The organism is Streptomyces coerulescens (assembly GCF_042657965.1).
GTDB lineage: Bacteria > Actinomycetota > Actinomycetes > Streptomycetales > Streptomycetaceae > Streptomyces > Streptomyces coerulescens.
Map to the genome: position 1 here is coordinate 42,462 of NZ_JBHSKM010000022.1, position 11,659 is coordinate 54,120.

General features: G+C 68.9%; 12 protein-coding genes. 8 read left to right on the plus strand and 4 right to left on the minus strand.

The genetic code is table 11. From position 1 onward, the window contains the following. The first annotated feature begins 80 nt into the window (after window positions 1–80). The 4 genes from ACFPQ9_RS27590 to ACFPQ9_RS27605 are packed head-to-tail and all read left to right on the plus strand — an operon-like array spanning window position 81 to window position 2,787. Window positions 81–494, plus strand: coding sequence for a hypothetical protein (locus ACFPQ9_RS27590; protein ID WP_380858821.1), 414 nt, complete (start codon window positions 81–83; stop codon window positions 492–494). A gap of 17 nt (window positions 495–511) precedes the next feature. Continuing rightward, a complete protein-coding gene (locus tag ACFPQ9_RS27595; protein ID WP_380858824.1) occupies window positions 512–1,453 on the plus strand; it encodes a hypothetical protein in 942 nt (313 codons plus the stop codon). Continuing rightward, window positions 1,450–2,319: a BAR domain-containing protein gene (locus ACFPQ9_RS27600; RefSeq protein ID WP_380858827.1), complete on the plus strand. Its 870-nt coding sequence runs from the start codon at window positions 1,450–1,452 to the stop codon at window positions 2,317–2,319. The genes ACFPQ9_RS27595 and ACFPQ9_RS27600 overlap by 4 nt, the downstream gene beginning before the upstream one ends. 48 nt (window positions 2,320–2,367) lie before the next feature. After that, window positions 2,368–2,787 carry a hypothetical protein gene (locus ACFPQ9_RS27605; protein ID WP_380858830.1) on the plus strand — a complete coding sequence of 140 codons (420 nt, stop codon included), beginning with the start codon at window positions 2,368–2,370 and terminating at the stop codon, window positions 2,785–2,787. Window positions 2,788–2,846: 59 nt separating this feature from the next. Here ACFPQ9_RS27605 and ACFPQ9_RS27610 read toward each other — a convergent pair whose 3' ends face one another. After that, window positions 2,847–3,884, minus strand: a complete 1,038-nt coding sequence (locus ACFPQ9_RS27610; protein ID WP_380858833.1) for a glycosyltransferase family 2 protein — start codon at window positions 3,882–3,884, stop codon at window positions 2,847–2,849. A gap of 142 nt (window positions 3,885–4,026) precedes the next feature. Between ACFPQ9_RS27610 and ACFPQ9_RS27615 the strand changes: the two genes are divergently transcribed. Further along, window positions 4,027–5,481 carry an LCP family protein gene (locus ACFPQ9_RS27615; protein WP_380858836.1) on the plus strand — a complete coding sequence of 485 codons (1,455 nt, stop codon included), beginning with the start codon at window positions 4,027–4,029 and terminating at the stop codon, window positions 5,479–5,481. 203 nt (window positions 5,482–5,684) lie between these two features. Further along, window positions 5,685–6,044, plus strand: a complete 360-nt coding sequence (locus tag ACFPQ9_RS27620; RefSeq protein WP_380858839.1) for a four-helix bundle copper-binding protein — start codon at window positions 5,685–5,687, stop codon at window positions 6,042–6,044. A gap of 80 nt (window positions 6,045–6,124) precedes the next feature. Here ACFPQ9_RS27620 and ACFPQ9_RS27625 read toward each other — a convergent pair whose 3' ends face one another. Then, the gene (locus tag ACFPQ9_RS27625) at window positions 6,125–6,490 is read right to left on the minus strand and encodes a hypothetical protein (protein WP_380858842.1); all 366 of its coding nucleotides are present in this window, start codon (window positions 6,488–6,490) and stop codon (window positions 6,125–6,127) included. Window positions 6,491–6,655: 165 nt separating this feature from the next. Continuing rightward, the gene (locus ACFPQ9_RS27630; protein ID WP_380858845.1) at window positions 6,656–7,942 is read right to left on the minus strand and encodes an LCP family protein; all 1,287 of its coding nucleotides are present in this window, start codon (window positions 7,940–7,942) and stop codon (window positions 6,656–6,658) included. 119 nt (window positions 7,943–8,061) lie between these two features. Between ACFPQ9_RS27630 and ACFPQ9_RS27635 the strand changes: the two genes are divergently transcribed. Next, window positions 8,062–8,619, plus strand: coding sequence for an acyl-CoA thioesterase (locus ACFPQ9_RS27635; RefSeq protein ID WP_380858848.1), 558 nt, complete (start codon window positions 8,062–8,064; stop codon window positions 8,617–8,619). 105 nt (window positions 8,620–8,724) lie between these two features. Here the strand turns inward: ACFPQ9_RS27635 and ACFPQ9_RS27640 are convergent, their stop codons facing one another. Then, entirely contained in the window at window positions 8,725–9,882 is a 1,158-nt protein-coding gene (locus ACFPQ9_RS27640; RefSeq protein ID WP_380858851.1) for an acyl-CoA dehydrogenase family protein, read from the minus strand. A 189-nt stretch (window positions 9,883–10,071) separates the two neighbouring features. Between ACFPQ9_RS27640 and ACFPQ9_RS27645 the strand changes: the two genes are divergently transcribed. Continuing rightward, complete coding sequence (locus ACFPQ9_RS27645) at window positions 10,072–11,415, plus strand: UDP-glucose dehydrogenase family protein (RefSeq protein ID WP_380858854.1); 1,344 nt, start codon at window positions 10,072–10,074, stop codon at window positions 11,413–11,415. Window positions 11,416–11,659: the final 244 nt, after the last annotated feature.

Sequence of the window (11,659 nt, forward strand, 5' to 3'; positions counted from 1 at the left end):
CACTTGCCTCACAGGTGGTGATGCGTGTCAAGATCCTCGACGGCTCGCAGAGTCGAACACCAGAACTAGGGGGAATTGTCATGCGCATCGCATCGAAGCTCGCCGGCGTCCTGCTCGCCGCCGGGGCGGTGGCGGTCACCGCCACGCCCGCACAGGCCTACTCGTTCGACAACTACAAGGACGGGAAGTGCGTGGCCGAGGAGCTGTGCATGTACTACCACTCGACCTCGTACTCGTCCTCGTCGTTCATGGACTACTACGACGAGGAGCCGACCCACCACGACGACACCTTCAAGGCCTCCGGCCCGGGCCAGGGTCTGGTCGTCGGCAACAACTCCTCCTCCGCCAAGTGCTGGGGCACGCGGTACAACTACGCGATCTTCTTCAACTCCAACTTCAAGGGCGAGCGCCACAACCACACCTGTGACGGGGTGCGCCGCAACACGCCGGGCTGGCTGCAGAACAACAACGCCTCCAGCTACGAGCCCTTCTGATCCACGGAACCCACATCGTGCGCACCACAAGGATCGGCCTGGCAGTGGGCTGTGCAGCTCTCCTGCTCACCGGCTGTTCCTCCTCCGACGCGGGCCCGGACGACCGGGCCCGGTCCGAGGAGGCCCCGCCGGTCGACTTCAGGACACCGCCCGCGGTTTCGGCCACGCCGAGCATGCGCGCCTCCACCAGCCTGGAACTGCCGTTGGAGGCCTACCAATGGACCGACGACGAGGAGCGGACCCGGCGACAGGGTGAGGACCTGCTGGCCGCCGAGTGCATGCGCGGCTTCGGGTTCGACCTGGAGCCCCGTCCCCCGTACCGGGGCGACAAGGCGCTGCGGGACGCCAACCGCTACGGCGTGACGAACCTGGACACGGCCTCGCGCTTCGGTTACCGGATCGATCCCGCGGACCGCGGCCCGAGGCCCCCCGAGGAGAACTACTCCCCGGCCGAGTCCCTGGTGCTGTTCGGGCTCCCGGACGGGCAGGACTCCAGCAGGACGGCCGACGGCAAGTCCGTTCCGCAGGGCGGTTGTTGGGGCAAGGCGCTGCGTGATCTGGCCGCGCAGGGTCCGAAGGTTCACCCCGACAAGGAGGAGTTCGCCTCCCAGTTGGCCGTCTTCACGTACCAGGAGTCCCAGAAGGACTCCAGGGTGAAGCAGGCGTTCGCGAAGTGGTCGGACTGCATGAAGGGAAAGGGCTACACCTACAAGGGCCCCATGGACCCGGTCGAGGACCCGTCCTTCAAGGATTCCACCAGCGCCTCCCGGCGGGAGATCCAAGTGGCCGAGGCGGATGTCGAGTGCAAACGCGAACACAACGTCATCGGTGTCTGGTACGCCGTGGAAGTCGCCTACCAGGAACGGGCCATCGAGCAGAACCAGCAGCAGCTCGACACGCTCAAGCAGCGCAAGGAAGCCGTCCTGAAGGCCGCTGCCCGCGCGGGAGCGACACGATGAGAGCGGCCCACGGCGCATCGGTCCTGTTGATCGCCATGGCCTTCCTCGCGGCCTGCTCACCCGGGGAATCCCCCGAGGACCCCCGTCCGCAGACCACCCGGAACCCGGCCTCGACCACCCGGATCACGCTGCCCCTCGACCCGTACCAGATCACCGACGAGGACTACAACACCGTCTCGCGCGCCCTAGCCGTCCTCACCGACCGGTGCATGCGCGAGAAGGGCTTCACCTACGACGAACCGGCCGCACCCGGCGTCGCCACCGCCGCCACGGGCCATGAACGCCGCTACGGCATCACCGTCCTGAAGACGGCGAAGAAGTACGGCTACCACCTGGGCGGCACTCCGACACAGCAAGCACGGCAGCCGGAGCGCTCCGAGCGCTACGAGCACGCCCTCACCGGCACGGGCAGACCCACCGGGGACAAGGGCGATTTCGACGACGGCTGTGCGGGCGAGGCACACCGTGAGCTGGAGGCCGACATCGACATGACGGCCGTCGACCTCCCCCAGTGGTACAAGCGCGACTCCTTCCAGCGGTCCCTGAAGGACCCCCGGGTGACCAAGGAGTTCGCGGCCTGGTCCGGCTGCATGGCAGACGCCGGGCACCGCTTCGCCAACCCGCTGGATCCGCCCGCCGACCGCAGGGTCATGGGCGCGAAGGTGACGGACTACGAGCGTTCCGTGGCCGTCGCGGACATCACCTGCAAGCAGCGGACGGGGCTCGTGGACACCTGGCAGGCCGTCGAGAGCGCCCTGCAGAGGGCCACCGTCGATGCCCAGGGCACGCAGCTGAAGAAGGCGCGCACGGAAGCGACGAGGCTCGTCGCGCGCGCCGACCGGATCCTCGGGGCCGGCGAGAACTGACCGGCCCCGGAGCCAGAAGACCGACGACAACGAAACGAGGGGACACACATGAACCGCTGGGCGACGTTCGTCACGGCCGGTGCCGCCGCGCTGACCTCGGTGCTCGCGTACTCGAGTACCGCCGAGGCCGCCAACGGCGTCTGCACGGCCCAGGAGTCGTGTTACTACTTCAACTCCAACACCTCGGGCTCGATGATCGACTACGAGGGCGACCAGTACACCCACCACGACGACTACTTCATCACCGGTGGAAGCGGCCAGAACCAGGTGGTCGGCAACAACGCGGCTTCCCTGTACTGCAACATGGGCCCGCTGTTCACCTGCCAGACGTACTACAACTCCGGCTGGTCCGGCGACTCGTTCAAGACACTCGGCGGCAAGCGGGTCAACCTGCCCACCTGGCTGAAGAACAACAACGCCTCCAGCAAGTTCTACTACTCGGGTGGGTGCAGCGGCCCCGGCTGCTGACGGTCCTCACCCGGTGCGCCCAGGCCCCTCTCACCCGCCGAGAGGGGCCTGCCGCACGTTCAGGACGAGACGTCGGCGCTGAGCACCGCCGGGCGCCGTGACGCGATGACCTTCCGCGCCAGCGAACGCGGGCTGGTCAGGAAGCCGTAGCCCCAGGACATGTGCATGGTCGCGAGGGCGACGGGGATCTGGAGTCGGGCCTTCAGCGGCAGTCCCTTGCCGGCCGGGACCGAGCCCGCGGTGATCGCCGCGAGGTAGCCGCCGGGGACCACCAGGGCCCACGGGGTGACCAGGGCGCCCAGCACGAGGCCCGCCGCGATCGCGCAGACCGCCGTCGGCGGGGCGAGGTAGCGCAGGTTGATGGAGCCGGCGTGGTAACGGGCGACGACATGGCGCCAGCGGCCGTAGTCCTTGTACTGCTTGGCGAGTGCCTTCACCGACGGCCGCGGACGGTACGACACCTTCAGCTCGGGCGAGAACCAGATCAGGCCGCCCGCCTCGCGGATCCGGAAGTTGAGCTCCCAGTCCTGGGCACGGATGAACTCCTCGTTGTAGCCGCCCTGCTGCTCCAGCGCCTCGCGCCGGAACACACCGAGGTACACCGTCTCCGCGGACTGCGCCTCGCCGCCCGTGTGGAAGGCCGCGTTGCCGACGCCGATCTTCGAGGTCATCGCGGCGGCGACGGCGTGCTCCCAGTCGTTCTCGCCCTCGGCGTGCATGATGCCGCCGACGTTCTGCGCGCCGGTCTCCGCCAGCAGACGGACGGCGGTGGCGATGTAGTTCGGGGAGAGGATGCCGTGGCCGTCGACGCGGACCACGATCGGGTGGCGGGAGGCCTTGATCGCGGCGTTCAGGGCGGCGGGCGTGCGGCCGGTCGGGTTCGGGACGGTGTGCACGCGGGGGTCTTCGGCGACCAGCTCCGCGGCGATCTCGTCCGTACGGTCCGTCGACGGACCGAGGGCGATCACGACCTCCATCTCGCCGGCGTACTCCTGCGCGAGGATCGCTTGGACGGCTCCGCGCAGATGCCGCTCCTCGTCGAGGACGGGCATGATGACGGACACGGCGGGGAGCTGCACGTCGGGATTGGCGTTCATAGGGGGCTCACGTTACCGCGAACGGGGGACACCGGTGCGCCCCGCCGGTGACGGTGCTCCGGGCAGCAGATCGTATGGCCCTACGGTGCTCACGGATCCCACGTTCGGCCCCCAGGGCAAGCCCCAGCGGAGGTATCGCCCCATGCCCACGCCGCCCCGCCGCTCCCACTCCCCCGCGCAGCGACGCCCACAGCCGTCCCGCGGCGGTGAGCGGCCGGTCGCCCCGGCGCGGCGCAGGCGGCCACGCTGGGCGATGCGGGCGGTGACGACACTGTCCGTGGTGGTGCTCGCCTCCGCCGGCATCGGGCACGCGGTGGTCACCAGCCTGGACGCGACGATCGCGCGGGTGGACCCGTTCAAGGACATGAAGAACCGGCCGCAGGCCGGGCACGGGATGAACGTCCTGCTCGTCGGCACCGACGGCCGCGACCGCATCAGCGACGAGGAGCGGCGCAAGTACAAGCTGGGCGGCGCCCCGTGCCACTGCACCGACACAATCATGATCGTGCACATCTCGGCGGACCGGGAGCGGGCGAGCGTGGTGAGCCTGCCGCGCGACTCGTACGCCGAGGTGCCGGCCGACGAGGGGCGCAAGGCCCACCCGATCAAGATCAACGCGGCGTACGCGGAGGGCGGTCCGAACCTGACCGTGCGCACCGTCGAGCACATGACCCACGTCAAGATCGACCACTATCTGGAGGTCGACTTCACCAGCTTCATGAAGACGGTGGACGTGCTCGGCGGGGTGCGGATCTGCACCGCCGAGCCGCTGAAGGACTCCTACACCGGCCTCGACCTGCCGGCCGGCTCCCATCAGCTGATGGGCGGCGAGGCGTTGCAGTTCGTGCGCGCCCGGCACATCGACAACGACTCCGATCTGGGGCGGGTGCAGCGCCAGCAGCGGTTCATGGCGGCGCTGGTGGAGCGGGCGACGTCGTCGGGGATCCTGCTGAACCCGATGCGGTTCCGGGACGTGACCCGGGCGGTGCTGGGGTCGGTGCGGGCCGACAAGGAGTTCGGCACGGGCGAGCTGCTCGACCTCGGGCGGGCCATGCGGAACTTCTCGCCGTCGTCGTCGGAGTTCACGACCGTGCCGATCGGGCAGCTCGGGTACACGGTCAAGGGCCTCGGTTCCACGGTGAAGTGGGACACCGAGCGGGCCGAGCGCCTCTTCCGGGCGCTGCGCGAGGACAGGCCGCTGGCCGAGCACCGCCCGAAGCACCGGGTCGTCCCGGTGGAGGTCGCCCCGCAGCAGATCCATGTCCAGGTGGAGAACGGCACCACGCGGGAGGGTCTCGGCAAGCGGGTCGACGCGGCGTTGGCGGGGGTCGGGTTCCGCACGACGGGAAGCCCGGTGGCCGCGGCGGAACGCACGCAGAAGCGGACGGTCGTCGCCCACGACCCCGGCTGGGACCGCTCGGCGAAGTCCCTGGCGGCCGCGCTGCCCGGCAGCGAGCTGCGCGCGGTGAAGGGGCTCGGGCCGACGCTGAAGGTGATCGTGGGCAAGGACTTCAGGCAGGTCCGCAAGGTCCGGGCCGTGGACCCGTTGCAGGGTCACTCCGCGGTGGTGCGGGGGGACGAGACGGGGTGCTCGTGAGGGGCGTCCCCCGCGCGTGGGCGCAGGGGGAGCCGTGACCCGAATGGCCCCGCGGGACAGTCCGACGGAATGCCGGGCACGACGCCTCTTGTGACTTCTGGTGCGAATTGTTCGCGTCCGCCCGATGGCGCCCCGCCGTTGGCGGGCGTAGGACGGAAGGGCACGGGGCCCGCCCCGGGCTCCCGCGTCCCCCAGGAGGAGCCATGACCCAGCCCGGAACCATCCCGATGAGCAAGGAGATGCAGGACTGCGTCGACGCGTGCATGACCTGCCACGGCATCTGCGAGGAGACCATGAGCTCCTGTATGCAGATGGGCGGCCAGGCCCAGATGCAGATCATGCGGGCGCTCATGGACTGCGCCGAGACGACCCGGATGTGCGCGGACATGATGATGCGCCGCTCGCCCATGTCGGCGGAGATGTGCGCGATGTGCGCCAAGGCCTGTGAGATGTGCGCCGAGGCGTGTATGTCCATGCCGGACGATCCGCAGATGATGCGCTGCGCGGAGGCGTGTCGCCGCTGCGCCGCGACCTGCCGCGCGATGGCCGGCGCCACGATGTGACACCACGCGGCGGACGGCATGTCAAGGGCGCCCGGCTGGGCGCCCTTGACATGCCCGTGGGGGGTTACGGCATGCAGCCGCTACGCGATTCCGGGGCGTGCGGCGATGCAGTCCCAGTACTTCCTCGTCGAGTACTCACCCACACAGGCCGAGACGTGGACCTGGGTGCATTCGGGCATGGAGGTGCCGTATGCCACGCTGATCGTGGTGCCGGCACCCTGTCGGTTCCAGATGATGTCGTAGAGCCCGCCGCTGCCGTCCGGGTAGGACACCGAGACCACGGCGACGCCCGAGTGGCCGTCGGCCACCGAGTCCTTCACGTAGACCTTGTCGCCGTCGTGCTTGAACCACGCGGCCGAGTGGCCGTAGGCGCTGTACGCGACGCTTGAGTCCTCGCTGCAGTAAGCGGCCGACGCGCTCTGGCTGCCGAGGACCGACAGGCCCATCGCAGTGAGCGAGACGGCCATCCCTCTCGCAACGAGGCGGCGGGAAAGTCCGATCGGGCGCATGTGCCCCCCTCTTGATCAGTATCAACCGAGCGGGGGGATCATGGCATGCACATGAACTTGAAGTAAAGAGATCTCAAATCAGGGTGTGGACGTGATCGTCCGTCAGTTACTGGACACCGTCACGGGCTCATCGTTCTTCAACTGGTTCACCAGCGTCTTCACCTTCGTCATGTCCCAGGCGAGGTTGCCATTGGCGGCGTTGCCGGCGATCGGCATGTTCATCGACTTGCCCTCGCCGCCGCTGACGCCCTTCATCGCCCAGAACATGGACGCCAGGTCCCACAGGCTCATGTCCTTGTCGACGATCAGGGAGTCCAGGCCCGCGCCCATGGTCGGGTACAGCTTGAAGGGGTTCAGGACGGTGCTCGGGGTCGCCACCTGGTTGGCCAGGGCCGAGAGGAACTTCTGCTGGTTCTTCGTACGGTCCAGGTCGGAGCCGGCCAGCGCGTACCGGGTACGGACGAAGGCGAGCGCCTCCTCGCCGTTCAGGGTCTGCTTGCCCTTCTTGAAGTCCGCGCCGGACTTGGAGTCCTTGATGTCCTGCGGGATGTCGATCTCGACGCCGCCGACCGAGTCCACGATGTTCGCGAAGCCCGCGAAACCGATCTCGACGTAGTGGTCGATATGCAGGCCTGTGTTGAATTCGACCGTACGCACCAGCAGCGTCGGCCCATCGATCGCATATGCCGCGTTGAGCTTGTTGGCGCCCATCGCGGCCCTGGTCTTGCCGGACTCGGAGCCCTGGAACTCAGGGATCGTTATGTTCGAGTCGCGGGGCAGTGAGATGAGCGTCGGCGCGTTGTCGCCAACGTGCAGGATCATCATCGAGTCCGTCCGCTTGCCCGTGGCGGACCCGGTGTGCAGCTGCTTCTTCTCCTCGGCGGACATGCCCTCACGGCTGTCGGAGCCGACGATCAGGTAGTTGGTGCCCTCGCCCGCCTCCGGCCGGTCGATGACCTTGGACAGGTCGACATCGCGGTTGAGCTTGGAGTCGGCCCAGAAGTAGGTGGCGACGGATGTGACGACCAGCACGGTCACCAGCGTGATCGCGGTCAACTTGAGACGGCGCCGCCAGTTCGGCGCGGGCCGCGGCTCGTATCTGCCGTCGTCGTCGGGGCCGCCGGGACCACCGCGGCCGTAGACCTGGCCCGTGTTGTAGCCGCTGTCGTACCCGTCGTCATAGCCGTCGTCGGCGTAGCCGCCGTGGCCCTGGCCGTTCACGTACGACTGCTGGCGCGGCACACCTCCGTAGCCCTGGCCGGGCGGCGCCGCGGGGCCGCGGCGGACCTGCCGCATCACGCGCGCACCTTCGGGCTGTGCGCCGGCGCTGCCGCGTCCGTAACGGCTGCCGCGGTTGTCGTCGGACCATGCCTGGGGCCAGTCATTCATGCGCCCCAGTGTGCAGGGCACAGCCACGTGTCTTACAAGAGTCGGCGAAAAATAGAGGCACGGCTGTTGCGAACCCAACACAAAGTCCGCGAATGTCAGCTCGGCATAAGGTGGAGGCCATGACAGACCAGGTCACCACAGCGGAGTCGGGCACTCCGGAGATCCCGGGCAAGCCGACATCCGCGTCCCGCACCACTCTCAGCCACATCATGACCCACAACGACACCAACCTTCTGGGCACCGTGCACGGCGGTGTGATCATGAAGTTGGTGGACGACGCGGCGGGAGCGGTGGCCGGGCGGCACAGCGGCGGCCCCGCCGTCACGGCGTCCATGGACGAGATGGTCTTCCTGGAGCCGGTCCGCGTCGGCGACCTGGTCCATGTGAAGGCGCAGGTCAACTGGACCGGCCGGACCTCGATGGAGGTCGGCGTACGGGTCCTGGCCGAGCGCTGGAACGAGTCGACGCCGCCCACCCAGGTCGGCTCGGCCTACCTGGTGTTCGCGGCGGTGGACGCCGACGGCAAGCCGCGCCGGGTGCCCCCGGTACTGCCGGAGACCGAGCGCGACAACCGCCGTTACCAGGAGGCCCAGATCCGGCGTACGCATCGGCTGGCGCGGCGGCGGGCGATCAAGGAGCTGCGGGAGAAGCGGGCGGCCGAGGGTTACGCGGACTGAGCCTTCGCTGCCGGCCGCCCGTTCGGACGGCGCGATGCGCCCGATCCGTGGACGACAACAGCCCCCGGCATCACGCCGGGGGCTGCGTCGTTCGTTCACACCCTGCTACGGAAGGTTCCTTGCCATGACGATCCGCTGGACCTGGTTCGTGCCCTCGTAGATCTGCGTGATCTTGGCGTCGCGCATCATGCGCTCGACCGGGTAGTCACGGGTGTAGCCGTAGCCGCCGAGGAGCTGGACGGCGTCCGTGGTGACCTCCATCGCGACGTCCGAGGCGAAGCACTTGGCGGCGGCGCCCAGGTAGGTCAGGTCGGCGTCACCGCGCTCGGAGGCGGCGGCGGCCTGGTAGGTCAGGGCGCGGGCGGCCGAGATCTTCATGGCCATGTCGGCGAGCATGAACTGGATGCCCTGGAAGTCGGCGATCGGCTTGCCGAACTGCTTGCGCTCCTGGACATAGCCCTTGGCGTAGTCGAGGGCGCCCTGGGCGATACCGAGGGCCTGGGCGGCGATGGTGATGCGGGTGTGGTCCAGCGTCTTCATCGCGGTGGCGAAGCCGGTGCCCTCCTCGCCGATCATGCGGTCCGCCGGGATACGGACGTTGTCGAGGTAGACCTCGCGGGTCGGGGAGCCCTTGATGCCGAGCTTCTTCTCCGGGGCGCCGAAGGAGACGCCCTCGTCGGACTTCTCCACGACGAACGCCGAGATGCCCTTGGAGCGCTTGGCCGGGTCCGTGACCGCCATCACCGTGTAGTACTCGGAGACGCCGGCGTTGGTGATCCAGCGCTTCACGCCGTTGAGTATGTAGTGGTCGCCGTCGCGGACGGCCTTCGTCTTCATGCCGGCCGCGTCGGAGCCGGCGTCGGGCTCGGACAGGCAGTACGAGAACATGCCCTCACCCTTGGCGAGCGGGGCCATGTACCGCTTCTTCAGGTCGTCGGAGCCGGAGAGGATCACCGGGAGCGAGCCCAGCTTGTTCACGGCCGGGATGAGGGAGGAGGACGCGCAGACGCGGGACACCTCCTCGATCACGATGACCGTGGCGAGCGCGTCGGCGCCGGCGCCGCCGTACTCCTCGGGCACGTGCACCGCATGCAGATCGTTGGCGACCAGGGCCTCCAGCGCCTCCTGCGGGAAGCGGGCGTCCTCGTCGACCGCGGCGGCGTGCGGCGCGATCTTCGCCTCGGCCAGGGAGCGGATGGCGTCACGGAGCATGTCGTGCTCCTCGGACGGGCGGTACAGGTCGAAGTCAGCCGATCCGGCCAAGGTCTCTCACGCTCCAAGGACGCTGGGTGGCAAGTGTGATGCCGGTGCTAATTACCGTTAAGTAACTCAAATTTTAGGGGTCGGCTCACGGGAGTGATACGTGAGCTTGGCGACAGCGGGGAAGTTGCCCGTCAGACCCTCCGACTATGCTCGGGCCCGCACGCCCCCGTCCCCCTTCTGGAGTCCCCCATGGCCCTCAAGATCACCGTGATCGGTACCGGCTATCTCGGCGCCACCCACGCCGCGGCCATGGCCGAGCTCGGGTTCGAGGTGCTGGGGCTCGATGTCGTGCCCGAGAAGATCGAGATGCTCGGCCGGGGCCAGGTCCCGATGTTCGAGCCGGGTCTGGAGGACCTGCTGCGCAAGCACGTCGCCGGCATCGAGGGCTCCACGGGCCGGCTGCGCTTCACCATGGACTGGGCGGAGGTCGCCGAGTTCGGCGATGTGCACTTCGTCTGTGTGAACACTCCGCAGAAGCACGGCGAGTACGCCTGCGACATGAGCTACGTCGACTCCGCCGTCGAGTCCCTCGCCAAGCACCTGCGCGGCCCGAACCTGGTCGTCGGCAAGTCGACCGTGCCGGTGGGCAGCGCGGACCGGCTCGCCGCCCGCATCCTGGAGCTGGCACCGGGCGGCGGCGAGGTGGAGCTGGCCTGGAACCCGGAGTTCCTCCGCGAGGGCTTCGCCGTCGACGACACCCTGCACCCGGACCGGATCGTGGTCGGCGTGCGCAGCGAGCGCGCCGAGAAGCTGCTGCGCGAGGTGTACGCGACGCCGATCGCCGACGGCTCCCCCTTCGTCGTCACCGACTTCCCCACCGCCGAGCTGGTGAAGACCTCCGCCAACTCCTTCCTGGCCACCAAGATCTCCTTCATCAACGCGATGGCGGAGGTCTGCGAGGCCGCCGGCGGCGATGTCGCCAGGCTCGCGGAGGCCATCGGGCACGACGACCGGATCGGAAAGAAGTTCCTGCGGGCCGGGATCGGCTTCGGCGGCGGCTGTCTGCCCAAGGACATCCGCGCCTTCATGGCCCGCGCCGGTGAGCTGGGCGCCGACCAGGCGCTGACGTTCCTGCGCGAGATCGACTCGATCAACATGCGCCAGCGCGGGCAGATGGTGGAGCTCGCCCGGCAGGCGCTGGGCGGCGGACCGTTCCTCGGCAAGCGGGTCGCGGTGCTCGGCGCCACCTTCAAGCCCGACTCGGACGACGTACGGGACTCGCCCGCGCTGAACGTCGCCGGGCAGATCCACCTCCAGGGCGGCCAGGTCACGGTCTACGACCCCAAGGGCATGGGCAACGCCCGCCGTCTCTTCCCCACCCTCGGCTACGCCGACAGCGCGATCGAGGCGGTGCGCGGCGCCGACGTCGTCCTGCATCTGACGGAGTGGCGGGAGTTCCGCGAGCTGGACCCGAGGGCGCTCGGCGAGGCCGCGGCGGCCCGGGTCATCCTGGACGGTCGCAACGCCCTCGACCCCGAGCTGTGGCGCAAGGCGGGCTGGAGCTACCGGGCGATGGGCCGGCCGACCGCCTAGCGCTCCGCCGGCCGTGCCCTGATGGGCGCCGTCGTTCGGCTGCGGCGCCGTCGTGGCTGGTCGCGCCCACGCGGCGGAGCCCCACATGGATACGGCCCCGCGCCCCTTCGGGGCGACGCCGTTTCGGCCGAGGCTCAGTCGGCCGAAACGGCGTCCTTCGCATTCTGCCGCACCCGGGCGTATCACGCCGAATCAATCTTCAACGACCTTTCTAAATACCTCACTTGATGCATCACTTGATACG

Bases quoted from the DNA above. Each gene is read 5' to 3' on its own strand.
- ACFPQ9_RS27590 (WP_380858821.1), top strand. From the start codon at position 81: ATGCGCATCGCATCGAAGCTCGCCGGCGTCCTGCTCGCCGCCGGGGCG.
- ACFPQ9_RS27600 (WP_380858827.1), top strand. From the start codon at position 1,450: ATGAGAGCGGCCCACGGCGCATCGGTCCTGTTGATCGCCATGGCCTTC.
- ACFPQ9_RS27605 (WP_380858830.1), top strand. From the start codon at position 2,368: ATGAACCGCTGGGCGACGTTCGTCACGGCCGGTGCCGCCGCGCTGACC.
- ACFPQ9_RS27610 (WP_380858833.1), bottom strand. From the start codon at position 3,884: ATGAACGCCAATCCCGACGTGCAGCTCCCCGCCGTGTCCGTCATCATG.
- ACFPQ9_RS27615 (WP_380858836.1), top strand. From the start codon at position 4,027: ATGCCCACGCCGCCCCGCCGCTCCCACTCCCCCGCGCAGCGACGCCCA.
- ACFPQ9_RS27620 (WP_380858839.1), top strand. From the start codon at position 5,685: ATGACCCAGCCCGGAACCATCCCGATGAGCAAGGAGATGCAGGACTGC.
- ACFPQ9_RS27625 (WP_380858842.1), bottom strand. From the start codon at position 6,490: ATGGGCCTGTCGGTCCTCGGCAGCCAGAGCGCGTCGGCCGCTTACTGC.
- ACFPQ9_RS27630 (WP_380858845.1), bottom strand. From the start codon at position 7,942: ATGAATGACTGGCCCCAGGCATGGTCCGACGACAACCGCGGCAGCCGT.
- ACFPQ9_RS27635 (WP_380858848.1), top strand. From the start codon at position 8,062: ATGACAGACCAGGTCACCACAGCGGAGTCGGGCACTCCGGAGATCCCG.
- ACFPQ9_RS27645 (WP_380858854.1), top strand. From the start codon at position 10,072: ATGGCCCTCAAGATCACCGTGATCGGTACCGGCTATCTCGGCGCCACC.